The organism is Methanoregula sp. PtaB.Bin085 (genome assembly GCF_002067035.1).
Classification (GTDB): Archaea; Halobacteriota; Methanomicrobia; order Methanomicrobiales; family Methanospirillaceae; genus Methanoregula.
This window is the reverse complement of sequence record NZ_MVQB01000060.1, coordinates 33,624-58,184: the sequence shown is the minus strand read 5'-3', so window position 1 is coordinate 58,184 and position 24,561 is coordinate 33,624. Positions and strand designations below refer to the sequence as shown.

Here is a 24,561-nt window from a genome sequence, read left to right as displayed (position 1 = left end):
CGGCAGATCTTTTCATGGGTATCGTAATAGAACTTTCACTGTCTGCTACCCCGAAATTTTGAAAGCATGATCTGATGAGATGGTTACAATAAAAAGGGAGCTGGTAAACAGGATTCCGGAATCCCAGCACGCTGTTCAACGGGTCCGGAGAATCTCCGTATATTCATCGGCATAGTCCGGGTGAACCTCCTCCCGGGTTATCACGGCGATTGCCAGGATAATTATTCCGAGTGCCAGCGAAAGGAGGAATGCAAGGTCGAACCCGGCAGAAAGCACATGCAGCTGGATATCCATCGGAGATGATCGTGTTACATCGTGATTTTTCGCGATGGCAAGGATTCCCTGAATGAAGATGAGGTTGTATGTGGCAATCCCGATAGAGAGGGGTGCCGTCCGCAACAGGGTTGTCAGGCTCGAGATCATGCCGGACCGGCTCCTTGGGACCGCCATCATGATCATGGTCGTAACCGGGGTGACAACCAGCCCAAGCCCGAACCCGATCAGAAGGAGGCTGGTGACGATATAGAGGGTGGATGTATCAATGTGCAACCGGGTCATCATGAAATACCCGATGATAAGGGGGATTCCGGCAAGGATGCAGAGCCTCCGTGGTCCGAGCCGGTTGAAGAGTTGTCCTGAAAGGTAACCTGCAGCCATCATCGCGAACGACAGCGACGTCAGGATCAGGCCGGCGGTCGATGTATCATAGTTGCCGATGTATTTCAGGTAGAACGGGAGAAGATAGTTTATCCCGGAGAAACTGAAGAACACAAAAAAGAGGAGCAGGTTTGCAAGGAGGAAATTCCCGTTCCAAAAAAGGTTAAGGTCAAGAAGCGGATCGGGAGCAGAAAGTTCATGTCGGATAAATCCTGCAAATGAACCGGCAGCAATGAGGGCAAGTCCGAGGATAACCGGGGATGTCCAGCCAAGGGTTTCACCTTCCGAAACAACGAAGACCAGCGATGCAAGACCGGCGAATGCCAGGATGGCACCCGACCGGTCAAACGGGGCAGAAGCTGCTGCCGGGGTTGCAGGCGGGATGACCTTCGCCCCGAGAAGGACTGCAACAATTCCCACCGGTACATTGATGATGAAGATCCAGTGCCATGAAAGATACTGAGTCAGCACTCCTCCGATTGTCGGACCGAGTGCCGTGCCAAGCGCCGCGAAGATCATTATGATTCCCATCGCCTTCCCCTTCAGGTCAACGGGGATATAGGCCGTGATCATTGCAGGGGCGATTGCAGCGATCATCGCACCGCCGATTGCCTGGAACATGCGTGACGCGATAAGCGCGTAGAATCCCCCGAAGATCTCCGGCAGGACACCACACGAAAGAGAGCCGAGCGTAAAGATGGTAAAGCCGGCGAGGAAGACCCTCTTGAACCCGATCATGTCGGAGATCTTCCCGAATACCAGCACACATCCGACCAGAACCAGCAGGTAGGAGGTTGCAACCCAGCTCACATCGGTTGCGGAAATTCTGAATGACTCGGAGATAGCCGGAAGTGCGATATTGACGATTGTGCCGTCAAGACTTGACATAAACATGGCAAGAGAAATGGAGAGAATCAGGAGAGTGAATCCTTCTCGCCTGATGTCAACTGTATTATCCATGGTTGGGTTGTATTGGTAATCAGAGAAGATGAGTATTGCGGATAGATAGCGCCATATACCGGCTGACTGGTGAGATATCGTTTGCAGAGTCTCATCGAACGATGGCGTGGATGTCCGGGGATGGAACCGGATCGTCCGGGCGGTTGTTTTCATTCCCCTGCCCATCTTCTATTTCGATATTTACATGGTATTTGTGGTGATGGAGTCGCAGTATCCGTCCCTAGGTGAGGAGCGAAAGCTTCCTTCATCTTCTTCGTTTGTCAAGGACCGTGCGAAGTTCCCCGGAATCCTTTATCGTCCCCCCCGCCAAACAACGAGTAATCATGGATACGGCGGCTCTTTACGACACCTTCACTCACCCGAAAGTCGTGACCAGCATGCTGCTCGCCGGTATCGGCCTCGGTCTTCTCCTTTCGGGATTGCTGTATTTTTTCCAGGGAACATGGTTCCTGCCGGTTGGATTTGCGGCTGTGATACTCGGGACCGTCATCGGTTACATGGTCTGGCTGGATCGCCAGGAGTTCCGGACAGATGAAGTTGTTTTGGCAGTTATATCCGAAGGAACGCCGGCAGGGACGCGTATACTGATCCATGCCGACAGCCCTTTTGATATCAATACCCGTTCCGGTTCAACATTGTTCACCGATACCCGGGTTATCATGAGCATGCTCGCACTCGCCACAGGTCTCGGATTTGCCGTCTGCGTTGTCATTATTCTCTTCCGGGGAACGTGGTTCCTCCCGGCGCTTATCACCGCTCTCACGATCGGCACGGTTACAGGATATCTCTGCTGGCTTGACGGGCTGGGCCCCCGTAACAGCTGAATTCTCCCTGCCTGTATTGATTTTTCCTCGTAAAAGATCTGGAAAGTACCGATTTATCCCCCACAAAACCTTGATTCCTGTTTTGGTCTATGAAAAATAATTCATGTCCGATGACAGTCGCGATCCCGCGTTCCGAGGCAGAGCGGTGAACGGGGAGATCCCTTCAATACCATTATATTCCCCCGGGCGTACCGCTTCATCATGCCGGGTATATCGAGCTGCTGCCTGATGAGTGAACCGCTTGCACAAGCACTCGACCGGCTCTCCCCGCTGACGGATCTCATCGAGATTATGGATGAAGGCCCCCATTTTATTCGTGATGCCAGCCTGTTTGAAAGTTATAATCGAAAATATATTCTCCACGCACCGTTTCATGGCGTCAATGTTGCCTCACTCCTGGAACCTATCAGGAAAGCAAGCGTACAGGTGACATCGGATTGTTTTGCCCGGGCAGCCGCGGTTGGGGCATTGGGTGTTGTCGTTCACCCGGGATATTATGCCTGGGAGCAGGAACGCAATGCGGTAGAAAGGAAATTTCAAAAATCCCTGCGGGAACTGAACCATGCGGCGCGTGAATATTCAGTAACCTTCTGGTTCGAGAATATGGGCAACATGAACTATTTCAACCTCAGAACACCGGAAAGCCTTTCATTGATCAAGGGTTCGGGCCTTACACTGGATACCGGCCATGCTTACCTCAACGGGTGTCTTGATGAATTTCTGAAAATCCCTTTTTGTCATATGCATATCCATGATAACAGAGGAAAAACGGATACCCATAGCGCAATCGGTGAGGGTTCGATCGATTTTGCGCCGGTTTTCAAGGCGCTTGAACGGACCGGTGCAACATCAGTCCTCGAGATGAAAGACTTTCCTGCAGTTGAAAAAAGTCTCGGGATGCTGAACCGGAGAAAACACAAGAAAATCCACAGCGGAAAACGGCAGGGCAAAAAACGGATTATGCCGGCAGAGGGGTAAAGACATCGATATTGATGCTCCCCATCTTCCCGTCCCGGCGAAGGTAGTATTCCGGCAGTCGTTTTTCATTGTCATAGAACGAGAACCAGTAACTGAGTTTATAGGTCTTTTTCTGGTATCCGGGTATGGAGGGGTAACTCTCCGTATCATGAAGAATAATCACTCCGGGACTCTTCTGCGTCAGCGTATCCGTGCTCATCTGACTGCCATAGAATTCTATCTTGTTCCACCGGTCGCCCCGGTAATACCACGGAAGCGGCCAGTAGTCCTTTGAAGCAATGACAACATGGTCGGATGCATCCATCAGGGCCATCACTTCGCGCATATCCTCTGAATTCTGGACCTGGACGATGGGTTCGTTGATATCAGCAGGGATGAAAGCCACGTGCCAGGTCATTACAATGAGGAAGATGCATCCTGCAAGTGCGAATGCAGCCTTCTGCCAGTTCAGTTTGTATGTGGCAACGAAACACATCGGAAGCAGCTGGGCGATGATGAGCCAGGGGACCTTCTCTCCCACGTATGCATAAAATGCCATCGTCCCGATCATCCAGACAATACAGAATCGGAAGAATTCCTCGGATTTCCGATCCAAATTCTCACCGCTCCGAATTTGCATGAGCGTGACAGCAGCAAGATCGCGTATGGGGAGGCTGTATCTGCGTTCCCGGATCCAGTTCTTTACCTTTTTCAGGAAGATCAGGGGGTGGAATCCCGCGAGGAGAAACTGGAGTGTCCCGATGATCGCAAGGATGAAGATCGGGAGCTCGTACAGGAGGAACAGCGGCACATAGTAATACATCGGTCCGCCAAGACGCTGCTGGTTGTGCATTGCCGTCCAGTGCTCGATAGCACGGTACCATCCAGTTGTATTCGTCTCAAAATGCAGTCCCTGCGCCGTGATCGAAAAGTTCTGGCCGATCAGCGTGTCGATATGATAAAAGAATGCCGAGTAAAGGACGCTCATGATAGCGACTACCAGCACACATGAGACAAGAAGGTCGGTTTTCCACTGTGATGGAAGAACAAACCGTTTTTTCCATGCAGCGAAGGAAAAGAACAAAATAAAAATGATAACAATTACCGGCATCTCTTCCTTGCAGGAGAGCGCTCCTGCTGCTGCAACAGCCGCGAGTGCGGCAAACCGCGTCTGGCCCCGTTCGAAATAATACAGGATTGCAACCAGCATGAGCATGGTGAAGAACAACATGAATATATCATGACGGAGGAAACGGGAGAAATACACCATATCGGGGGATATGGCAATAAACAGGGAGGCAACCAGCATCTGGTTCCTGTTGATATAACCAATCCGGTAGATACAGTAAACCAGCGGGATGATGGCGAAACCAAAGAGCGATGGAAGGATACGGGCAGCGATATCGGATGGTCCTATCAGCGCAAACAGCCCGGTAGTTATGAAATACAGGAACGGCCCGTGATAACTGGGATCGTACTGCCACGCACCCTTGGTCAGGAGTTCAAAGCAGAACCATGAATGGATCGCCTCATCGTGATGCAGCAGTTTGAGGTCGAGCTGCCAGAAGCGGAGGATGAATGCGAGGATAAGGATGAGGAAAAATGCGATTGTTGTCCTGGAATATTTCATGGTATTCTCCTGCCAGCGGATTTCGTAATCCCAATCGAATTTTTCGCGATGGCAGTACCAGCAGTTATTGTGCCCGAAATACCGCTTCGGCTCATGTCGGGAATGCACCCACTCATTGGATACCTAAGGTCTGCACGAAGCGGTAAATAAGTTATGAAGGCCTGCAATCTTGTCAGGAGATCATAACAAATAACGCACGGAATGCCTCATCATGGTGACAGTCTGAGGTCGGGAGAGAAGAAGCGAAGGAAAAACGCAAAGAGGAGGATGAGGATTAAGATTCTGTTAAAAGTTAAGATTAATTTTTTCTGCCGGGATATGCCCGCGGCTTACTGCACGCGAGTAACTTCAACTCTCTAAGACTATTTCAATGCCGATATCTTTGGGAACCTGGATGCGCATAAGCTGCCGGAGTGCACGCTCGTCTGCATCAATATCGATGAGGCGCTTGTGAACACGCATCTGCCAGCGGTCCCAGGTTGCGGTCCCCTCACCGTCGGGGCTTTTCCGTATGGGAACAACGAGCCGTTTTGTCGGAAGCGGTATCGGGCCGGCCAGATTTACACCTGTGCGCTCTGCAATCTCCCGTATCCTGTTACAGACCATCTCTACCTTGTTGAAGTCCGTCCCCGTCAGGCGAATTCTGGCTTTCTGCATCATTTTCACATCCAAAAAAAATTTATCTCAACTGCTTTGGCTTGATTGCGATGCACATACCAGCCGCAATGGTCGATCCCATATCACGGACGGCGAACCTGCCGAGCTGCGGGAGTTCCTTGACATTCTCGATGACCATCGGCTTTGTCGGTGTGATGGTAACGATTGCCGCATCACCGGACTTGAGGAATGTCGGGTTCTCCTCCTTGGTCTGACCGGTACGGGGGTCGAGTTTCTTTTTGAGCTCGGTGAACGTGCAAGCAGTCTGGGTAGTGTGGCAGTGGAAGACCGGGGTGTATCCGACGGTCAGTGCGCTCGGGTGCTGGAGTACAACGATCTGTGCTGTAAACTCTTCTGCAACTGTCGGGGGAGCCTCGACAGGACCGCAGACATCGCCGCGACGGATGTCGCCCTTGCCGATACCGCGGACGTTGAAGCCGACGTTGTCACCGGGTACTGCCTGCGGGATCTCTTCATGGTGCATTTCAATTGACTTGATTTCCCCGTCTTTGTTGGCGGGCATGAAGGCGACCTTCATTCCCTTCTTCATGATACCGGTCTCAACACGACCAACGGGCACGGTGCCGATACCGCTGATACTGTATACGTCCTGGATGGGGAGACGGAGCGGTTTGTCGGTTGGTTTCTCGGGCTCCTTGAAGGTATCGAGTGCCGGGACCAGTGCCGGACCCTTGTACCAGGGGGTTTCGGGGCTGTTGGTCTTGATGTTGGTCCCCTGCAGGGAGCTGACGGGGATGAAAAGAGTTTCGTCGGGCTTGTAACCGACCATCTTGATGAGGTCTGAAAGATCTTTCTTGACCTCGTTGAACCGCTTCTCATCATACTTGACGGCGTCCATTTTGTTGACTGCGATGATGATCTGGGTGATGCCAAGGGTCCTTGCAAGGAAAACGTGCTCCTTGGTCTGTTCCATGACACCGTCGGGAGCTGCGACGACAAGGATGGCGGCGTCGGCCTGGGATGCGCCGGTAATCATGTTCTTGACGAAGTCGCGGTGCCCGGGGCAGTCGACAACCGTAAAGTAATACTTGGGGGTGTCGAAGCGCTTGTGGGCGATATCAATGGTGATACCTCTCTCACGCTCTTCTTTGAGGTTGTCCATAACCCATGCAAATTCAAAGGTAGCCTTACCCTTGGACTCGGCCTCCTTGCGGTAACCTTCGATGATATGTGCCGGTACTGCACCGGTCTCGAACATCATCCGTCCCACGGTGGTTGACTTCCCGTGGTCGATATGGCCGATTACGGCGAGATTCATGTGGGGCTTGTCAGATGCCATTTAATCGTTCCTCCAAAGCAGGACTGTGCGCTTACAGTCAGTTTGTGCGAGTATTACTTATATGAGCCCGGTCTATATAAACTCTACCGGTTTACGGGAGAAATGCCTGTAACAAAATGCAATGGAAAATGATCCTGAATCTGAAATGGTAACCCTGATATCGGAAGCGAAAAAAATCCTGAATTATGAAGACACTCGAATTTGTAAGGGATGAGAAAAAGGGGCGTGTTACCGTTCCGTGCGCGGATGGGCCGGTCTCTGTCACCAGTAAATGTGCATACTGCCGACACTGTACGGGGATTATTCTCGGAAAGCGCACAGCACCTGCACCCCAGAAGGAAGCGCTGGACGCAATCCGTTCGGGCAGAGGGTCTGATGATACCCTCATGAACGCAGCGATGATGTTCAACACGCTTGTCCGCGACGGCCACGCAATCGCCTGCGATGACGATGCAAACACAGGTTATGCAAAGTTATACTGATGATCGGGTCTTTGATATGCCCCGAATCTGGTATACTATATCGTGACGTATTTTTTATCTCAGACATTCCTGTGAAAAAACAACCAACCCTATTTTACGTTGAAAATGGTTTCGAACGGTGGATATTCAGCCGAAACGTTACTCATCGGAATACGAAAAATTGCCACATATGAGCATTGCAGGATAAAAACCCGGAATCGCTGGTGCGTCACCGGACTCCGGAAGGGATCCGTACAGGAGGGAGAGGGGGAGGGGTACCCCCTCCCCCCTCTCCCGCTTTCCTCCATTGACCCTCAAGGGATTGCCGTCGATACCTGTAATCCCGGCTCATATTTGAAATGGGAGGTGTCCCCTCCCCCTTACTCCCTTATGGCTGGGGTACCCCCTCCGGAAAAAAACAGGAAGGGGGTGGGGGTACCCCCCCCCACCCGGAAATGGAGTTTTGTACTGTTGCCACTGTTTCCGCTCTGGTATTTCGCATGGAAAATCCGGCGCGAATCCGAAAAAAAAATGGCTATCGGGGTTTGAGTGAGATGGTTCGGTTTCAACCTGCATGGCAGGGGGGGGAGTACCCTACCTCCCCCACCCCCCAAGGGATTGGGGAGTGGTCACCACCTTCCGGAAAAAATAGAGAAGGGGGGTGGAGGTACCTCCCCCCTCACTTACTCTCGGATTGATTACCTGATCAGATCGTCCTACTGTCAATTAAAGCCGGAATTCTAAGCCAGCACCATCGCGATGATTGCCAGCGCCCGGGTAATCTCGTTCGAGGCACCGACAACGTCTCCGTTTATCCCTCCAAAGAGCCTCCGGGACAGGAGAAGGAGGACCGCCGGGCAGAGGATCATCACAGCACCGGCAGCGCCGATCTTCACCGGTGGAACGGGGAGAAGGAAGAGGGGAATGCAGAGCAGGATGGCAAGGAACGGAAAATCGGGGCGGGCGAACCCGTGAAGATAACTGTGGATTCCTTCGCGGAATGGTTCCCCATATGCCGTGAGGTAGGTCATGGAGACCTTGGCACAGACTTCTCCGATGATAATGGCAGCGGCGATTGAAGCGGAGGCCTGTAAAGCGGAAAAAAGGAGGAGGGTCGTGACGATACCGGCGCAGACACCCCCGGCCCCTACCTGACGGTCGGTGAGTGCCCTGACCCGCTTCTCCCGGTCGCCATGTGCCATCAGACCGTCACCGAGATCGAGAAGGCCATCGAAATGGTGGGCACCGGAGAGAAGAAGTACGACCGCGATTGCGACTGCAGCAGCGATTGCATGGTCCGCAATGAAGAGGACGGGGAGTGCGGCAAGGCAGCCGATGACATACCCGGCAAGGGGGTAGATCCATGAGTGGCGCGCAAATTGTTCGAGATCCTGCGGTTTCCCGAGCGGGAGGATTGTGGCAAACTGCAGGAGGGAAACAACGGCACTCATAGGCATTCGCTGTACAGGCGGGAGGTACAGCCAGCGATCAGACCAGCAACCGCATCGTCAAGGAATGGCCCGAGGCGTGCAAGGATGCCAGGCTTCTTCTGGTCGTATCGCGTGAACTCGAAACGTGCATAGGTACCGCCGATGCATTCAGCGATCGCCATACCGAGGATCTCGTCGCTTAATAAGAAGATCGGGTCGTCAGCTATCTCAGAGTTCTTCCGTTTTGTATAGAGCTCGTCCTCGAGAAGGATCGCACCGAGAAGGAGCGAGGCAACGTTCGGATCGTCAAGATACTTACGGATCTTCTTTCTAATCTCGATCGCCGCGTCTCTGTCAGACATACCGTGGGAAACGTAGAGTCCCATGGCAGCGTCGACCATGTCGTCAAGCGTGATGCCACGGTCGGCAAGTCGCTTTTCTATCTCAAACATGTACCATGAGATACGGCCGGGGCAGTATTAGAGGTTTGGAACCGATCGCAATCTTGAAACCGGTCAGGAACCATTAGTATATTGACTGATACGCATGGAATTCATCTCGGAAAAACCGGACTTCTCCTTCAGGTCGCCCCTCTTTGCAGGCATTCTCGCGAATACGATCCTCTCCACGGTACCTGGAATATCAGGCGCCGGGCCTTCTCCGGAAAAGACTCTTCTGACACCGAATCTCGATGCAGAACTTATCGTGAACGGCGCGATTACCAGTGTGCCGGTAAAATCCGATACGCCAACCGGATGCCCCACGCCAGCTACCATAACGCGAGCAATGATGATGCTGACCGGCCAGACACCGCTATTGATCAATGCAGGGCTCCGTCATGCACCGGTAGTCCCCTGTCTCGACGTGTATGGCGAGCCGGCCGGTGATCCCCGCACGAATGATGCCTTGCCTGCTGCCACCCGATTATATGAACAAGGCCAGCGTATTGGTAAGTTCCTGTCAGCCCGCTGCGATCTTCTCGTTCTCGGTGAGAGCGTACCCGGCGGAACCACCACAGCACTCTGTCTGCTGCGGGCGCTGGGTTACAATGCATCAGTGAGTAGCAGTTACGTTAACAATCCGGTATCGCTGAAAGAAGAGGTTTGCCGGCAGGCACTTGAGCGGGTTATGAAAACCGGGTATACAACTCCTCATGATCTGGTCCGTGCACTTGGCGATCCCATGATGCCGGTCGCTGCCGGGATCTCGAAGACGTATTCCGGCACACTGATTCTTGCCGGAGGGACGCAGATGCTCGCGGTCAGTGCGCTTATCCGGGCACTGGACCAGCCTCTCCCTCGCGTTGTCACAACATCCTATGTGCGGGATGATACTTCAGCCAACGTGCAGTCGCTTGCAGAAAAGATTGGTGTCCATGTCTCATATGTTAATCCCGGCTTCGATTCTCTCGGACATGCCGGCCTTGCCCGGTACTGTATCGGTGAAGTCAAGGAGGGGATGGGGGCCGGAGGGGCAATGTATCTCGCGTTTCTGATGGGACATTCTCCGGCATCAATCCGACAGGAGATCCTGAATATGGTCACTTCCTATAGTTGAACAATATTATAGGATCGCACTGCATTCTTAGTGAATAAACCATGCTCCCTATCTATGTGATCAACAACTTCGGGCAGTTCAATCACCTTATCCACCGGGCCCTCCGAGATCTTGATCTTGATGCCGTGCTGGTCCCAAATTCCACACCGGCTGCAAGGATTGGTGAGGAGTGCCGGGGGATTATCCTCGGTGGAGGGCCGGATATCACCCGGGCAGGTAACTGTGCAGAATACCTGAATCTTGGCCTTCCCGTGCTTGGCATCTGCCTGGGCCTTCATATCATTGCAACAAAATATGGCGGAAGCGTTCATCCAGGTCAATCCGGAGGCTACGGACCAGTCGAGGTCGAGATCTGTGAGCATAACGATATTCTCAGCGGGTACCCGCACCAGGTAACTGTCTGGGCATCGCACGCAGACGAAGTAACAAGGATTCCTGATGGATTCACACTTCTTGCCCGTTCCGGTGTCTGTGGCGCAGAGGCGATTGCAAAGCCCGACCGGCATATCTACGGGCTCCAGTGGCACCCGGAAGTCAGCCATACGTTCGAGGGGAACCGGGTATTTCTGAATTTTGACAGTATTATCCGGGAAAATAGTTGATCCTACCATCAGCCATTTTTTGTATCCTGGATTTTTTCTGGTGATGCTAACGGCTGATTTGACAAGTATATATAATGGGAAATGTCAAGGTTCCTTATGATCAACAGATCCGGAAAAATCTTTGCAGTATCGATTCTCATACTGCTTGTCATCCCTGCGGGGGTTCTTGCCGCCCTTAATACAATCACACCGGGTAACGTGGTCTTTCTTGGTGAAGAAAACCTGAATATCGTTGCCGCGATGGATGGGGATTCCACGATCGCCTGGTGGGCTTCAGCTGCAGCAATTCAGACAAGCTCCCCGAGTTATACAATCTCGGTTGCAAATCCTTCAGCCTTTTTTATTTCCCCGACGGAATTCTCAGGGAAACTTGGTCCATGGTACCGTCTTAACACATCCGGAAAAGTCAATGGCACCGCTTTCATCGTGTCAGATCCGAACCTGGACTTACGGGTCATGGATGCAACACTTGGTGTTGATGCATCCGAAAACGGATGGATCACCACGGGTTCCGAAGTCTCGTTCAAAATAACGACAAACCTCTACCAGATGAGCCAGCGCCCCGGAGTGACAGGTGCCCCTGTCACTATCAAGGTCCAGGCACCAGATGGGGCAATTTACTCAGCCCTGACCAACAAGAATGGAGTCACTACGAACATCGACAATATCGCAGTCCCAACGTCACCCTATTCAACCGGTGCCATATGGGATACTGCACGATCGGCTCTCTATCCGTACGGGACGTACAGGATTTGGGCAGAATGCAATGCAAATTCCATGAAAGATAATTACGGAGATGTCGGGAAAACCTACACCTCTGCGTGGGGTATTCTCGACCAGGAGAGGAATCCGCTGATTGGTGCTTCTACCCGGACAGCATTACCGACAACCATTATCACTTCACCTCCAACGACAGTTAAAACAACAACACCTACAACGGTAGCTACCACTAGTGTGACCACAACCCTCGAGCCGACACCTCTCCCAACAACAGCGACTGTGGTTCAGACAACAGTCCCGGTAACAACAACCCCGGCAAAATCCCCCGGTTTTGAATCTGTCCTTGCAGGCACTGCGTTACTTATTGCAACAGCCTTGATCTTCAGGAGAAACTAATTTTTTTACGAGATTATATTTACCCCTCTTTCCTATTCCGGAATATGAATGTTGTAACAACCGTGATAAAATCACGCCACAGTGTCCGGAAATTCAAACCTGACCCGGTGGCGGATCTCGTTGTCAACGATGCCCTGGAATGTGCAGCAAGGGCGCCGACGGCGATGAATGTGCAGCCATGGCTGTTCGGCGTCATCAGGAATAAGAAAACACTCTCTGAGATTGCAGCCATGACTGATTACGGGAAGTTCATCAGAGATGCCCCGCTCTGCTTTGCGGTTTTCGGCGATAAAAAACACCCGTACTATCTCGAGGACTGCTGTGCAGCGACTGAAAACCTGATTCTCGCGCTGCAGGCGTACGGGATCAGTTCGTGCTGGGTGGCCGGTGACAAGAAACCCTATGCAGAGGATGTCCGTAAACTCCTTGATGTTCCCAAAGAGTATACGCTTGTCTCCCTGATAGCAGCAGGGAACCCGGCAGATATTGCTATTGTGCAGAAAAAGACAATGAAGCATATTACGTTCTTTGAAAAATTCGAAAAGGAATAAATTTTTGGTGATTGAGTAAAGTCCACGACTGATCTGAAGGCAGGGTGGATGAAATGAGAGGTATGAATTTTCGGGATATCTGGGAGTTGGTTTCTGAAGATAAACACTCCCTGGAATCTGGAGAAAACGGGGAGAACCATTGTATACCGAATCTCCAATGAATGACACTGTGTAGTAAGGACGACGGGGCTCAATTGTTTACGCCGACAAATGGTGCGGTTATGACTCGATCATGTTCTGCGGTTATCGTCACCTCCGTATCGATCATCAATACAAGTTCAAGCAAGGAAAAGTGAACATCAACGGTATCGAAGGATTCCGGTCCTTTGCCAAAAGAACGTCTGATGAAATATCATGGATCTCAAAAGAAAAGTTTCTCTATTCCCTCAAAAAGATGGAATGGAGATACAACAATGGAGAGAAAGATTCAATTGAAATTCTTGTTGATTTGATGTTGCATTAACTGGTCTTTGTGGTGGGTTATACATCATCACCATTTTTTTGCATTTGCGCGGCCAGCATCGCAGAAATATACCCTGTTACGGGTAATGATTAAACATCAGGTGAACCCAATCATTGATTATGAAAAAGGCGATTCTGCAGGTAGCGCTCGACCTCCTTGAATTGAAACGGGCATTGCAGATAGCACAGGAATCAGTGGACGGTGGCGCCGACTGGATAGAAGCCGGAACACCCCTGATTAAGAGCGAGGGAATCCAGGCAGTCCGTGAACTCCGTGACAGGTTTCCGCAGGCAACGATTATTGCCGACATGAAGGTTGCCGATACCGGAGCAATGGAAGTGGAGATGGCCGCTAAAGCAGGGGCAGATATCGTCTGTATCCTTGCCGATGCTGACGATGCGGTTGTAGCTGATGCTATCCGCGCCGCCAGGCTCTATGGCATCCGGCTGATGGCGGATCTGATCAATACACCTGATCCAGAGAAACGATCTGTGCAGCTTGAGAAGATGGGGATCGATATCGTCTGTGCCCATACAGGAATCGATCAGCAGATGACAGGAAAGGATTCGCTTTCCCTCCTTTCAGCCATCGCGGAAAAGGTCCATGTCCCTGTTGCCGTTGCGGGGGGCATCGATGCGGATGGAGCAAAAGAGGCTGTCAGGCGCGGGGCAGATATTGTCATCGTTGGCGGCTGGATTGTGCGGTCTGCTGATGTCACCGCGTCGGCACGGAAGATACGGGAAGCGATGGATAAACCTGTGGGAAAAACACGGACAAAGAAGTCCGGTGATGACGAAATCCGGACAATTTTTATGAAAGTATCAACACCGAACATCACGGACGCGATGCACCGTAAAGGAGCCATGGCCGGACTCCTTTCCTTCTGCGGGAACGTGAAGATGGCTGGCAGGGCAGTAACCGTGCATACCATCGGTGGTGACTGGGCAAAGCCGGTCGAGGCTATCGACGTTGCAGGTGAGGGGGATGTTATTGTCATCAACAACGACGGCATCACTGATGTGGCCCCATGGGGTGAACTTGCGACAGAAAGCTGCAGGAGGAAAAGAATCGCCGGTGTCGTTATTGACGGGGCTGTCCGGGATATCGATGATATCCGGGCAATGAAATTTCCCCTGTTTGCGAAGGCTATCGTTCCTAACGCGGGAGAACCCAAGGGATTCGGAGAGATCAATGCCGAGATCCGCTGCGCCGGCCAGTATGTCCGCCCGGGGGACTGGATCATTGGCGATGAAAGCGGGATTGTTGTCGTTCCACAGGAGCGGGCTTACGAGATCGCGAGGCGAGCACTCGAAGTCCGGAAAAATGAGGAGCGGATCCGGGAGGAGATCCGGAGAGGGAGCACTCTCTCCAAGGTGACTGAACTTATCAAATGGGAAAAAAGGTAAGTACCATTTTAATGGAAGACCGATCGCTCAAGGAGGGTTGCTCCCGAAGCACGGATCTTCCTGATAGCATCTTCTACCTGATCGACCCGGAGAATAAGGACCGCACCGTCTTTGCCGGAGTAGGCATAGGAATATTCGATGTTGATTCCTGCGTCGCCAAGGATCTTTGCAACTTCATATAATCCGCCGGGCTGGTCCTTCATCTTGACTGCGATTACATCCGTAAATGCGATATTGAAACCGAGCGCCTGCAGTTTGTTGTGCGCTTTTTCCGGATTATCAACGAGCGCCCTTACTACGCCAAATCCGTTTGCCTCGGCAATACTGAAAGCGAGGATGTTGATCTTCTCCTCTCCCAGCGCGTGGGCAATGGCTGCCAGACGCCCCGGGCGGTTTTCAGAGAATATCGAGATCTGCCTGATAATGTAATTATGGGTGTCCATTTACATCGACCTCTTGTCAATAACCTTCTTTGATTTTCCCTCAAACCGGGGCAGCGATCCCGGTTCGACCAATTCCACGTCTGCTTTTACATTCAGTGCGTTAAGGAGTCTGTGTTCGACTTTCTGGCGTATGGCCATGATATCCGTGATTTTATCGGAGAACGATTCCCGGTTCAGCTCGACGCGGACGAGCATATCATCGAGAGCTCCCTTCCGTTCAACTACGATCTGGAAGTGCTGCCCCACCTCGGGGATCGTCATCAGGGCATATTCGACCTGCGAAGGGAAGACATTGATACCCCGGATAATCAGCATATCATCAACACGGCCAGTGATCCGCTGGATGCGGGGATGGGTTCTCCCACAGGTACAGGGACTGTCATCCATGGATGTGATGTCTCCGATACGGTACCGGATCATCGGGAGGGCTTCTTTTTTCAGGATTGTGATGGTGAGTTCGCCTTTCTCCCCGGGAGTAACCGGCTCCTCTGTCTTGGGATCGATGACTTCGGTCAGGGCCAAGTCACCCCAGACATGGAATCCTTTCTGCTCAGTACATTCAGTAAACATCGGGCCCGAAAGCTCGCTTGTGCCATAGATATCGATTGCCCGGATACCAAGCCACTCCTGCATCCTGTTGCGCATACTCTCTGTCCAGGGTTCTGCCCCGAGAATCCCGGTACGGAGTTTTGTGTCCTTTTTAATGCTGACTCCCATCTTTTCTGCAACTTCTCCCATATGCAGGAGGTACGAGGGGGTGCATGCGATTGCCGTGGACCCGAGGTCCTGCATCAGCTCGATCTGGCGTTCCGTGTTCCCGACACTTGTGGGAAGAACCGTTGCACCGATGCGTTCTGCTCCATAGTGGAGGCCCAGCCCTCCGGTGAAAAGCCCGTACCCATAACTTACCTGAATTACATCCCCCCGCCCGAGACCGGCTGATGTCAGGGCACGGGCGAGCGATGTTGTCCAGAGATCAATATCGTTTTGGGTATACCCGACAACCGTTGGTTTGCCGGTTGTTCCCGAAGATACATGATACCGGACAAGTTCGTCCTGCGAAGCGGTAAAGATCTTATCAGGGTATCCGTCACGAAGATCCCGCTTGAACATGAACGGAAGTATCTTTACATCGGATAATTGTCTGATATCATCCGGGTGGACTTTCTGTTCTTTCATACGGTCATGATAAAATGGCGAAAAGCTGTACAGCCGGTAGACAAGGCTTTTTAAAAGTTTGTACTGCATCCGCTGCAGCTCTTCCTTTGGCATCTCTTCGATGCGCGGATCCCAGCATACCATTACTCTTTTTCCCTCCGGTCGATAACGCGTTTGGCTTTGCCTTCGAATCGCGGGAGCGAACCAGGTTCCACAAGTTTCACGGTTGTCCTCAGCTCTAGGGCATCCCTGAGCTCCTTCACAACCTTTCTCTGGAGGTTTGCAAGATCGGCCAGCTCACCGCTGAAGTATTCGCGGTTTATCTCCACTTCAACTGTCATCTCGTCCAGATGATTAATTTTGTCAATATAAACCATAAACTGGTTCCCGACTTCGGGGATCTTCAGGAGTACGTGCTCGATCTGGGAGGGGAAGACATTGATCCCGCGGATTACCAGCATATCGTCGCTCCGTCCGGTGATCCGTGCGATCTTCTTCCCGCGGCGGCAGAGGCAGCCGTCTTCCATCAACATTGTCACGTCTCCGGTACGGTAGCGAAGCAGAGGCATAGCCTCTTTAACGAGCGGAGTCACGACGAGTTCACCGTGTTCACCATCTGCAACATGCTCTCCCGTCTGCGGATCAATGATTTCGACGAGGTAACAGTCATGCCAGATGTGCAGGCCATCCCGTTCCTGACATTCAAAAGCCACGCCCGGTCCAAAAAGTTCTGAGAGACCATAGGAATCATACGCAGTGATACCGAGCCGGTTCTCGAGCATCTTACGCGTGCTCTCAGACCAGGGTTCTGCGCCAAAGAGGCCGGTCTTCAGGCTTCCGAGAGAGACGTGGTTCTCCTCTGCGACTTCCGACAGGTGCATGGCATAACTGGGGGTGCAATGGATAGTCGTGACGCCGAAATCATGCATCATCTCAAGCTGGCGTTTCGTGTTGCCCGTTGCGCTGGGAATGACGGTCATACCGATCTTTTCTGCCCCGTAGTGAAATCCGAGACCCCCGGTAAACATCCCGTAGTTAACCATGTTCTGGAAGATATCATCTGCGGTGATCCCGACCATCGTCATGTTGCGGGCGATAAGATCCGACCATGCGTCAAGATCGTTTCTTGTATACCCCACGACCGTAGGTTTACCGGTGGTACCAGATGTGGTATGAATACGGACGATCTGCTTCATCGGCACAGCAAAAAAACCGAACGGATACCCATCCCGAAGATCCTGTTTTTTTGTAAATGGAATCTTCGTGATGTCATCCAGCGTCTTTATTGACGATGGATTGATCCCTGCGTCCGCGAGTTTTTTTTGGTAAAACCCTACATTCTGCACCTGCTTTAAGGTCTTTTTCAGGCGTTTCAGCTGTATCTCCTTCAGGTCAGCTGTTTTCAGGGTCTCCATCTTCTTGTCCCAGTACATGAACACTCCCTGTTATGCTATTGCATGACAACGGTATATATGACCCTTGATTCGGTTTATATCCACCGAAATCACGGCGGTCTCTTGAAGCGGCAGTCAGAAAAAAACGATGGCTTAATCAGGCGATATGTGGTAGTAATTAGAACAGATGAACCATTTTTGGTGTTGATTGTGAAAGAGTACCCGTGGATTACCGTCAGCGGTTTTGGTGCCCATATCAAATCGACTCCGAAAACCCTGATCATCCATAAGAAAAATTCAATAGAGGAGTACCCCATAACGGATGTGAAAAACCTCCTCATTGTTGGGGGGCACACAATTCACTCATCCACCGTGTTGAACTTGATCCGGCACGGAGCTCTGATATCATTTTTCGAGGCTGATGGAACGCCCGCCGGTACCATCCTCCCTTCTGGTGACCGGAATATTTCTGAACTCTGCGAACTTCAGAGAATGATTCCTCACCAGCGCTTTGCTACTGCACTTGCGAAGAACTCCGCCCAGGCGCGGATTCTCCTCATGGAACAGGAAGAGCAGCTGAAAAACACTCACCTTTTCTATGAGGGTGAACTGGAATTTCTCCTCAAGTCCAGGGATGAGTTCGCATTTCTCATCAAAATAGATGAAATCCGGCGCCTGCACCGGCTGGTCTCGGATATGTACTATGAAATAATGGCCCGCAGTCTGCCGCCGGATCTGGGATTCAGGCGTCGGACCCCCCGGCCTTACGTAGATCCGGTCAATGCCATGCTCTCCTTTGGATATGCACTGCTGTTAGGTAACTGCACTATAGCATCGTTTGGTGCCCGGCTCGATCCGGATGCAGGTTTTCTGCATGACGGAAAAAACGGCCTAATTTATGATCTCGCCGATCCCTTCAGACCCGGAATGGTCGATTCCGTTATCTTCCGGAGAGTAAATGAAGGTCTTAACAGCGAGGATTATGAGCTGACGCCAAACAGATGCATGCTTTCTGACGATCTTATACAAGAGATCACCCGGCGGCTCCACTTGTCAATCAATACTGAAAAAATCAATAACCTGGTGTCAGATCTCGCGGATGCGATCCGGAAAGGCAGTGAATTTACAGTTCAGTACTGATTCTGTCTTCATTTTTTATAATAGAAAATCCTTCAAATGTTCTTGGAAGGATTTCTGTATGTTTTACATCACGGATGACCGCACGCGGACATCCATAGAGCATTGAGATGAATTTTTCAAGTATCATGGATTCTCCAGTGGCAAATACTTGTACCCTGCCATCCGGAAGATTCAATACGGTACCGGTAACAGAGAGATCAGCAGCAATCTTCCGTACACATGCTCGGAATCCGACTCTCTGAACCCGTCCGGAGATAGTGATCTCTATGGTTTTCACTGCTCCATCTCCTGCATGATCCGGATTGCAAGGCCGAGTTCATCAAAAACTTCATCCCTGAGCGCAGACTGCCTGATGTTGGTAGCTGCATCGATAGCATTATCGAGGATATCCTGCGCTGTGCGGACACACCCTGCTGCATGGAGTTTGAGGGCAATATCGCACATGATATAGGATCGCCGCGAGAGCGGGCGTATGATCCGTGCTTCCCTGACAGCATTCTGGAGCATCCGTGATGCAACCTTTTCTTCCTTTGCTTTTCTGAAAAAAATGGCGAGCTCTGAAAAGAAGAGGGCTTCCCGGCCACGATCGGCAACGGTCATTACCAGACGTTCCAGGACTGTTACCTGGTTCTGATGGAATCCCTCGGCGATCATTTTTTCCGAAAGAGTTTTTATCTTGACATACTGCGGGGGGATCTCGTAGGTTTCCGGATACCCGATCTTTGTCAGGTAATTCTGCCGGAGATTATCATCATCGATGTTCCTGATGACAGCGATTGCTGAGTCAATGTATTTCTTATCAGGATTGTTTTGTGCAAGCATAATATAGATTTGTGCAATATTATCGCGCATCCTGTCGGCAATGAACTGGATGTTGATTTTTTTTGTCAGTACCTCTGCCTTCTTCAGAAGTTTTGAGGGTGTGTCACCATTGGTGCTCTGGATCGCAAGCGGGATGATATCAAGAAGTGTGGAGACCTTTTCATATGGCGATGCGATCTTTTCTACGGCATCTGTCATGTAGCCAAGAATCTCGTTTCCCCGCTCATGGTCCTCTCGGATCATACCATAAACCGCGATAAGGGAATTGATATATTCGATAGGATCGGTTATCTTGCTGATCACCTGCAGGGCAGTATCCACCCAGCGGGATTCGGGAAGTACAGTGTTAAGCCGGACAATAGCAAAAACAATCTGACGGCGGGCAAGAGCTTCCCGGTTATACTCGACCCCCTCAAGACGCCGTATTCCTTCCCTGAGACACTCTGAGGCTGTTCCGGTATCGATACGGCAATAGAGGATTGTCAGATCGGAAAGGAGGAGGATCTTCTGATATTCCGCAGGGAGATCTTTTAATCCGTTTTTTATCTCTTCCAGAACAGGTTTTGCCTGTGCGAGGTCCTGCAGCTGGATTACAGACTCTGCGAGACCGGCAAGGCCGGATAACCTGACAAACGGATCGACAATCATCCGTAGTATACGCGATACCAGATCGATGACGTCGGGATCCACCTTTGCCATTTCACTTCTCTGGAGGAGGTATGCCATGATCTCATAGGGATCGGTAGAACTCGGGTGAATGATATCAGTCTGAAGGCTTGAGATGATCCGCGACATCATCGCATCCCTCTCGAACGTATTATGAATTTCCGCTGTGTACATTGCTAGTGGAATAATAAAATCGGGATTGCTGCTGGACTTTGAATGGTTTATTATTATATCGATAATGCCGGCAATTTTCAATGAAACCTGAGGAGATTTGATATCCTGATTGATGATCTCAAGACCCCGGGAGAAGGCTCTCTTGGCTGATGCAAAATCTTCCTTAGCTGAAGAAGTGGAGGGCTCTTTGAGGATTATACATCCGATCCGGACAAAACATTCCGCGATCCGCTCGAACAGCTGTGCCTTCAGGGAGGGATCGTTAATTTCTCGTGCAATGAGATATGCTTCCTCGAGGGCATCGGACGATTTTTTATCAATTGCGTATTTAACAACGCCGTCAATAATGTTAGCCATCGCGTAAACGGCAAGTTCCTGTTTGAGGAGTGAGCTGCTCCAGGCCCGCATCCGGAGGAGGAGGTCGAGATCTCCCTGTTGTGCTGCAAGCAGCGATGCTTCGTCGATGATACTGCTCAGGGTTGCTGAGCGGGTCTCCTGCCCGTCAATCTCACAGGTGAGTCCGACAGCCCGCTGCAGATAATCGCGGTTTTTTATCTGAACCCCAATCTTGGCAATCTTTATGACAATTGATGAGACAGCCCGTTCCTTTATACCTTGATCAAAAATTGCTTCTGCCAGACGAATAAGAATACCGGGATCATGAATATTGAGAAAGCCTCGGTCACCAAGAATCGTGATACACTCAAAAAAGAGATGATCTTGCCGCGGGTGGAGGACGATCAAATCATTGAACGAGCGGATATGAGAGACTATGTCCTCAAACGGGGCTTCCTTGGCAATTTCAACAGCAGCCCGGTACACAGCTCCCGAGACCGTGGTTTCGTTGAGTTTGGCAAGAAGAATTTTATCCACGATAGGTATACTGTCATCCCGGAATCCCCCTTTCAGGATCTGCGTGAGAATATCGGAATACTGGGGATGAGTTTCGGTATCATGGCTGATTTTACCAAATAATTGAAGTGCTGATCCGAAATCTCCTGATGCGAGCATTATCTGGGAAAACTGGAGGTAGGTTCTCGATATTCCGACAATGCTGCTGTTCTTTTCAATTACCGGTATCAGGTCATTCAGGACCTGCATATTGCCTGTTGCCGTCGCAACCGCGATTGCAGCATGGATCATTTCCCGCAGAGGATAGGATCTGCTTTCGCCGATATGCTGTTGCAGATCAAGTGCAGTTGAAAGGTACCAGAGTTCCCCGGAACGTTCTGCTTTCTTTAAAAGATCAATGATGATTGTCCCCGTTGCGGAGGGTCTTTTCCCGCAGATAGCCTGTAGGACGGTCTCGATCTGTTCCTTATCCTTTATTCGTTCCAGGAGCTGTGCAGTCAGTGCGCTGATAATCTCAAGTTGTGCTTCCGGTGAAATTGTCCCGAAATTATCAATAAACTGGGGGATATCTGCCATCTCTTTACCAAAGAGCGATTTTGCACCTCTTTCAATGATGGCTGCAATGCAGGTCTGCCTTCGGATCTTCTGGTGTATCTCGGCAGCGCTTTGGATACTGTAGAAGAATGCAGTACGGTCTCTTTTCTGGATGGCGATGGTCGCGAGAGCCTTGGAAAGCTCTGCATGAAGCACGGATCGTTTTGAAATGTCCCCGATCTCTCCGATCAGACGAAGGGATGTACAAAGCAGTTTCTTGTCGTGGATAGTGACAGCCCAGACAATCAGAAGGGGGATGATATCTATCATGATATCAGACCGGTATTTCCGGAAACTGATATGGCCAAGGATTTCCATACCATTTCCAATGAAATCCGGATCTTTTTCAGATACCCCGGCATCGATAAGATCACGGGCAACCATGGCGAAGACGCGGGACTGGTTGCTTTTTTTACCCAGTTTTTCTGCGAGTGAATAAATTATCGTATACCACTTATCACGTTTCGATGAAATATACTGACGGACAATCCGTGAGAAGAGATCATCGATCTCACTTCCCTGAATATCCGGTAAGGCCAGAAGGATGCCGGGTCTATCGTTTTTAAGTGCAGTATCAATGATAATTTGATTGATCTGACTGATAAGGATCTTCCGGGATTTTCGCACCTGCTGGGCTTTTAATTCGAGAACAGGAGCCTCAACACTGAGCCAATCCTCTTTTGAGAGGGTGTGTTGTATTTTTTCAATAATTTCTGTCGATCGGACCATTGGCGAATCACAGGAGAATTATAATTGTTGGTACAGACAATTTGAAGTAATCCATTAATATGCCTTTCGAATCGTTTCAGCCTTAAATCTAATCTCATTTTGAATACTGAACAATATTTGTGAAAAATCGAACCGTATGTGTTTATATAGAAGTTCCATGAGATTGGTATTTTTCGATTCTCATAACGACAGAAGAAATGGCCGTGAACAAGTCATGGAAAATCACCGATTCGGATTGCATCAAATTCCTGCTAGCGGCGAAACAGATCGAACTGAGGTATTACCAATGAACGATAAGCACCATTCGAAAGAAACGATTCAAAGGAGAGATTGAAGGTGATAAATGTTCCTTTGGAGGACGGAGAAAAGGTAAACGTTGCATGGGAGCGGCCAACAAGATCCCGGTATTCGAAATCATGGAACGCGGAGAAAAGAACCGAATTGATGCTGTTGATGATGTTAAGGGTGATACGCTCCAAACTCTGACATTAAAAAAGTGAAACGTGGAAATCTCATCTACACGGATAAGTTCCGATCAGTATAATCACCGGAACGACAATGTTTTGATTCGCCCTTGAAAATATAAGTATGGTGAATCTTATCGAGTAATCACCCATAATTATTCCGATGCTGCTTATTCCAGGAGTGTCTTTAAACGGGATTTCAGATCCTGATAGAATTCAGTACCTGCTGAAGAACTGTTTGTATCGATAATAATCCGGATAATCGGTTCTGTTCCCGATGCCCGGACAAGGGCCCACGAGTCACCGTTATATATTTTTACTCCGTCTGTAAGGTCGAGCCTGCTGTCGGGATAACACCGGGGGAGAGAAGCGATTATATCAGCACCATTTTTTACGGCAATTTTCTCTTTTACGATGTATCTCTCCGGAAGGTAACTGATAAGATCTGAAAGTTTTTTCCTTGATTCGGCAAGGAGGGACACCATCATGGCAGCAGTCATACCCCCGTCCCGGCAGAACTGGTGATCCGGAAAGATCAGGCCGCCATTTCCTTCCCCTCCAAAAATCACCGGTTCTCCGTTCTCAAGGAGTGTACGCATCGTCCGCGCTACATAGATACTACCGACAGGAGTATATCTGACAGTACTCCCTTCGGCACGGGCAGTCTCTTCGACTACCTGACCTGAGCTTACCGGTGTAACAATTATTCCTTTTTTCTTCCTGCAGATACTTTGTACGACAAGGGCAAATTCTGCATTTTCTTCAATATATCCGCCCTTCTCATCGACAAAAACCGCCCGGTCAGCATCTCCGTCATGGGCAACTCCAAAGGAAGCCCCGCTGCTGACTACCAGATCTGATAGGTTTTTCAGGCCTTCTGCAGAAGGCTCCGGAAGTCTTCCGGGAAACGTTCCATCCATAATACCGTTGACCGTGAGGACCCGGCAGCCAAGTCCTTCCAGGATCTTTGGTGTGGTGATACATGCAGGGCCTGACCCGGGATCCACAACAACAGTCATTCCGTTTCCCGGCAAACCAGGAAACTGGCTGATGATTCCTTCAATATACCGGTTAATGAGATGGGTGACCTGTTTCTCCTTACCCGCCCTATCCCATGATGCTGCCTCCGATTTGGAAGAGAAGATCAGCCCCTCCAGGCGGATTGTTTCTTCATCACCCATTTCTGTACCGTCAGGTTCGATAATCTTGACACCATTATATTCAGGAGGATTGTGGGAAGCAGTGATCATCGCGCCTCCGGAATACCCGTCTCTGACGATATACTGGAGAGCTGGTGTCGGGAGAATACCGCAATCGTCAACATCACATCCGGTTGCCAGCACACCGGCCTTGAGTGCCTTGCCGAGCGTTTCACCAGAAGTCCGGGTATCGCGGCCGACGGCTATCCTCCCCCTCCTCATACTACCCAGCGCCAGGCCGATAGAAAAAGCGAGGTCCGGTGTCATGTCTTTCCCTGCAATCCCCCTGACACCGTTCGTGCCGAACAATCGTTTTTGCATTTTTTGTGTAGTCATACCCCTTCCCTTGAACCCT

Annotated in this window: 22 protein-coding genes and 1 pseudogene; 11 read left to right on the top strand and 12 right to left on the bottom strand. The window is 50.6% G+C overall.

Features of this window, described 5'->3' with window-relative positions:
• Window positions 1-135 precede the first annotated feature (135 nt).
• Window positions 136-1,770 carry an MFS transporter gene (locus A4E33_RS12695; RefSeq protein ID WP_292348610.1) on the bottom strand — a complete coding sequence of 545 codons (1,635 nt, stop codon included), beginning with the start codon at window positions 1,768-1,770 and terminating at the stop codon, window positions 136-138.
• A gap of 170 nt (window positions 1,771-1,940) precedes the next feature.
• On the opposite strand from A4E33_RS12695, the gene A4E33_RS12690 reads away from it, so the two are divergent.
• Both A4E33_RS12690 and A4E33_RS12685 read left to right on the top strand, forming a co-directional pair.
• Window positions 1,941-2,441 (top strand): hypothetical protein, encoded by a 501-nt coding sequence (locus A4E33_RS12690; RefSeq protein ID WP_292348609.1) that lies wholly within the window; start codon window positions 1,941-1,943, stop codon window positions 2,439-2,441.
• A 201-nt stretch (window positions 2,442-2,642) separates the two neighbouring features.
• Complete coding sequence (locus A4E33_RS12685; RefSeq protein WP_292348608.1) at window positions 2,643-3,419, top strand: sugar phosphate isomerase/epimerase family protein; 777 nt, start codon at window positions 2,643-2,645, stop codon at window positions 3,417-3,419.
• Here the strand turns inward: A4E33_RS12685 and A4E33_RS12680 are convergent.
• The 3 genes from A4E33_RS12680 to tuf form a co-directional block, all read right to left on the bottom strand.
• Window positions 3,400-5,028, bottom strand: coding sequence for a flippase activity-associated protein Agl23 (locus tag A4E33_RS12680; protein ID WP_292348607.1), 1,629 nt, complete (start codon window positions 5,026-5,028; stop codon window positions 3,400-3,402). The genes A4E33_RS12685 and A4E33_RS12680 overlap by 20 nt on opposite strands.
• Window positions 5,029-5,376: 348 nt before the next feature.
• On the bottom strand, window positions 5,377-5,685 hold the full coding sequence (gene rpsJ / locus A4E33_RS12675) for a 30S ribosomal protein S10 (RefSeq protein ID WP_363054449.1): 309 nt from the start codon (window positions 5,683-5,685) through the stop codon (window positions 5,377-5,379).
• Between the two features lie 22 nt (window positions 5,686-5,707).
• The gene (gene tuf / locus A4E33_RS12670; protein WP_292348605.1) at window positions 5,708-6,985 is read right to left on the bottom strand and encodes a translation elongation factor EF-1 subunit alpha; all 1,278 of its coding nucleotides are present in this window, start codon (window positions 6,983-6,985) and stop codon (window positions 5,708-5,710) included.
• Between the two features lie 185 nt (window positions 6,986-7,170).
• On the opposite strand from tuf, the gene A4E33_RS12665 reads away from it, so the two are divergent.
• Window positions 7,171-7,467: a hypothetical protein gene (locus tag A4E33_RS12665; protein ID WP_292348604.1), complete on the top strand. Its 297-nt coding sequence runs from the start codon at window positions 7,171-7,173 to the stop codon at window positions 7,465-7,467.
• A gap of 719 nt (window positions 7,468-8,186) precedes the next feature.
• Here the strand turns inward: A4E33_RS12665 and cobS are convergent.
• Both cobS and A4E33_RS12655 read right to left on the bottom strand, forming a co-directional pair.
• Window positions 8,187-8,897, bottom strand: coding sequence for an adenosylcobinamide-GDP ribazoletransferase (gene cobS, locus A4E33_RS12660; protein ID WP_292348603.1), 711 nt, complete (start codon window positions 8,895-8,897; stop codon window positions 8,187-8,189).
• Window positions 8,894-9,328 (bottom strand): phosphatidylglycerophosphatase A, encoded by a 435-nt coding sequence (locus A4E33_RS12655; protein ID WP_292348602.1) that lies wholly within the window; start codon window positions 9,326-9,328, stop codon window positions 8,894-8,896. Before A4E33_RS12655 ends, cobS begins: the two co-directional genes overlap by 4 nt.
• A gap of 94 nt (window positions 9,329-9,422) precedes the next feature.
• Between A4E33_RS12655 and cobT the strand changes: the two genes are divergently transcribed.
• From cobT to hxlA, 6 genes are all read left to right on the top strand, one after another.
• Complete coding sequence (gene cobT / locus A4E33_RS12650; RefSeq protein ID WP_292348601.1) at window positions 9,423-10,433, top strand: nicotinate mononucleotide-dependent phosphoribosyltransferase CobT; 1,011 nt, start codon at window positions 9,423-9,425, stop codon at window positions 10,431-10,433.
• A 41-nt stretch (window positions 10,434-10,474) separates the two neighbouring features.
• Complete coding sequence (locus A4E33_RS12645) at window positions 10,475-11,035, top strand: GMP synthase subunit A (RefSeq protein WP_292348600.1); 561 nt, start codon at window positions 10,475-10,477, stop codon at window positions 11,033-11,035.
• A 96-nt stretch (window positions 11,036-11,131) separates the two neighbouring features.
• Complete coding sequence (locus tag A4E33_RS12640; protein WP_292348598.1) at window positions 11,132-12,151, top strand: DUF3821 domain-containing protein; 1,020 nt, start codon at window positions 11,132-11,134, stop codon at window positions 12,149-12,151.
• A gap of 44 nt (window positions 12,152-12,195) precedes the next feature.
• Window positions 12,196-12,702, top strand: coding sequence for a nitroreductase family protein (locus A4E33_RS12635; protein ID WP_292348597.1), 507 nt, complete (start codon window positions 12,196-12,198; stop codon window positions 12,700-12,702).
• A 193-nt stretch (window positions 12,703-12,895) separates the two neighbouring features.
• Entirely contained in the window at window positions 12,896-13,165 is a 270-nt protein-coding gene (locus A4E33_RS14775) for a transposase (protein ID WP_363054447.1), read from the top strand.
• Window positions 13,166-13,284: 119 nt separating this feature from the next.
• Window positions 13,285-14,571 (top strand): 3-hexulose-6-phosphate synthase, encoded by a 1,287-nt coding sequence (hxlA, locus tag A4E33_RS12630; RefSeq protein ID WP_292348595.1) that lies wholly within the window; start codon window positions 13,285-13,287, stop codon window positions 14,569-14,571.
• Window positions 14,572-14,579: 8 nt separating this feature from the next.
• On the opposite strand, the gene A4E33_RS12625 is transcribed toward hxlA, so the two are convergent.
• Genes A4E33_RS12625 through A4E33_RS12615 form a run of 3 tightly spaced genes read right to left on the bottom strand, consistent with a single transcriptional unit; the run spans window position 14,580 to window position 17,605 of the window.
• Window positions 14,580-15,014 carry an ACT domain-containing protein gene (locus A4E33_RS12625; protein WP_292348594.1) on the bottom strand — a complete coding sequence of 145 codons (435 nt, stop codon included), beginning with the start codon at window positions 15,012-15,014 and terminating at the stop codon, window positions 14,580-14,582.
• On the bottom strand, window positions 15,015-16,316 hold the full coding sequence (locus A4E33_RS12620) for a phenylacetate--CoA ligase family protein (protein ID WP_292348593.1): 1,302 nt from the start codon (window positions 16,314-16,316) through the stop codon (window positions 15,015-15,017).
• A complete protein-coding gene (locus A4E33_RS12615) occupies window positions 16,316-17,605 on the bottom strand; it encodes a phenylacetate--CoA ligase family protein (protein WP_292348592.1) in 1,290 nt (429 codons plus the stop codon). Before A4E33_RS12615 ends, A4E33_RS12620 begins: the two co-directional genes overlap by 1 nt.
• A gap of 39 nt (window positions 17,606-17,644) precedes the next feature.
• On the opposite strand from A4E33_RS12615, the gene cas1 reads away from it, so the two are divergent.
• Window positions 17,645-18,706 (top strand): CRISPR-associated endonuclease Cas1, encoded by a 1,062-nt coding sequence (gene cas1 / locus A4E33_RS12610; RefSeq protein ID WP_292348590.1) that lies wholly within the window; start codon window positions 17,645-17,647, stop codon window positions 18,704-18,706.
• On the opposite strand, the gene A4E33_RS12605 is transcribed toward cas1, so the two are convergent.
• Together A4E33_RS12605 and A4E33_RS12600 are read right to left on the bottom strand one after the other, a co-directional pair.
• Window positions 18,690-18,983 carry an acylphosphatase gene (locus A4E33_RS12605; protein WP_292348589.1) on the bottom strand — a complete coding sequence of 98 codons (294 nt, stop codon included), beginning with the start codon at window positions 18,981-18,983 and terminating at the stop codon, window positions 18,690-18,692. The two genes, cas1 and A4E33_RS12605, sit on opposite strands and share 17 nt — an antisense overlap.
• On the bottom strand, window positions 18,980-22,543 hold the full coding sequence (locus A4E33_RS12600) for a hypothetical protein (protein WP_292348588.1): 3,564 nt from the start codon (window positions 22,541-22,543) through the stop codon (window positions 18,980-18,982). The genes A4E33_RS12605 and A4E33_RS12600 overlap by 4 nt, the downstream gene beginning before the upstream one ends.
• Before the next feature lie 317 nt (window positions 22,544-22,860).
• On the opposite strand from A4E33_RS12600, the pseudogene A4E33_RS14800 reads away from it, so the two are divergent.
• Window positions 22,861-22,960, top strand: a pseudogene (locus tag A4E33_RS14800) (IS1595 family transposase); the annotation flags it as partial.
• 217 nt (window positions 22,961-23,177) lie between these two features.
• On the opposite strand, the gene glmM reads toward A4E33_RS14800, so the two are convergent.
• Window positions 23,178-24,542 carry a phosphoglucosamine mutase gene (gene glmM / locus A4E33_RS12595; RefSeq protein WP_292348587.1) on the bottom strand — a complete coding sequence of 455 codons (1,365 nt, stop codon included), beginning with the start codon at window positions 24,540-24,542 and terminating at the stop codon, window positions 23,178-23,180.
• Between the last annotated feature and the right edge of the window lie 19 nt (window positions 24,543-24,561).

What these genes read in the sequence shown, in the direction of transcription:
- A4E33_RS12695 (WP_292348610.1), bottom strand. Translation starts at nt 1,770, where the DNA reads ATGAAAACAACCGCCCGGACGATCCGGTTCCATCCCCGGACATCCACG.
- A4E33_RS12690 (WP_292348609.1), top strand. Translation starts at nt 1,941, where the DNA reads ATGGATACGGCGGCTCTTTACGACACCTTCACTCACCCGAAAGTCGTG.
- A4E33_RS12685 (WP_292348608.1), top strand. Translation starts at nt 2,643, where the DNA reads ATGCCGGGTATATCGAGCTGCTGCCTGATGAGTGAACCGCTTGCACAA.
- A4E33_RS12680 (WP_292348607.1), bottom strand. Translation starts at nt 5,028, where the DNA reads ATGAAATATTCCAGGACAACAATCGCATTTTTCCTCATCCTTATCCTC.
- rpsJ (WP_363054449.1), bottom strand. Translation starts at nt 5,685, where the DNA reads ATGCAGAAAGCCAGAATTCGCCTGACGGGGACGGACTTCAACAAGGTA.
- tuf (WP_292348605.1), bottom strand. Translation starts at nt 6,985, where the DNA reads ATGGCATCTGACAAGCCCCACATGAATCTCGCCGTAATCGGCCATATC.
- A4E33_RS12665 (WP_292348604.1), top strand. Translation starts at nt 7,171, where the DNA reads ATGAAGACACTCGAATTTGTAAGGGATGAGAAAAAGGGGCGTGTTACC.
- cobS (WP_292348603.1), bottom strand. Translation starts at nt 8,897, where the DNA reads ATGAGTGCCGTTGTTTCCCTCCTGCAGTTTGCCACAATCCTCCCGCTC.
- A4E33_RS12655 (WP_292348602.1), bottom strand. Translation starts at nt 9,328, where the DNA reads ATGTTTGAGATAGAAAAGCGACTTGCCGACCGTGGCATCACGCTTGAC.
- cobT (WP_292348601.1), top strand. Translation starts at nt 9,423, where the DNA reads ATGGAATTCATCTCGGAAAAACCGGACTTCTCCTTCAGGTCGCCCCTC.
- A4E33_RS12645 (WP_292348600.1), top strand. Translation starts at nt 10,475, where the DNA reads ATGCTCCCTATCTATGTGATCAACAACTTCGGGCAGTTCAATCACCTT.
- A4E33_RS12640 (WP_292348598.1), top strand. Translation starts at nt 11,132, where the DNA reads ATGATCAACAGATCCGGAAAAATCTTTGCAGTATCGATTCTCATACTG.
- A4E33_RS12635 (WP_292348597.1), top strand. Translation starts at nt 12,196, where the DNA reads ATGAATGTTGTAACAACCGTGATAAAATCACGCCACAGTGTCCGGAAA.
- hxlA (WP_292348595.1), top strand. Translation starts at nt 13,285, where the DNA reads ATGAAAAAGGCGATTCTGCAGGTAGCGCTCGACCTCCTTGAATTGAAA.
- A4E33_RS12625 (WP_292348594.1), bottom strand. Translation starts at nt 15,014, where the DNA reads ATGGACACCCATAATTACATTATCAGGCAGATCTCGATATTCTCTGAA.
- A4E33_RS12620 (WP_292348593.1), bottom strand. Translation starts at nt 16,316, where the DNA reads ATGGTATGCTGGGATCCGCGCATCGAAGAGATGCCAAAGGAAGAGCTG.
- A4E33_RS12615 (WP_292348592.1), bottom strand. Translation starts at nt 17,605, where the DNA reads ATGTACTGGGACAAGAAGATGGAGACCCTGAAAACAGCTGACCTGAAG.
- cas1 (WP_292348590.1), top strand. Translation starts at nt 17,645, where the DNA reads ATGACCCTTGATTCGGTTTATATCCACCGAAATCACGGCGGTCTCTTG.
- A4E33_RS12600 (WP_292348588.1), bottom strand. Translation starts at nt 22,543, where the DNA reads ATGGTCCGATCGACAGAAATTATTGAAAAAATACAACACACCCTCTCA.
- glmM (WP_292348587.1), bottom strand. Translation starts at nt 24,542, where the DNA reads ATGACTACACAAAAAATGCAAAAACGATTGTTCGGCACGAACGGTGTC.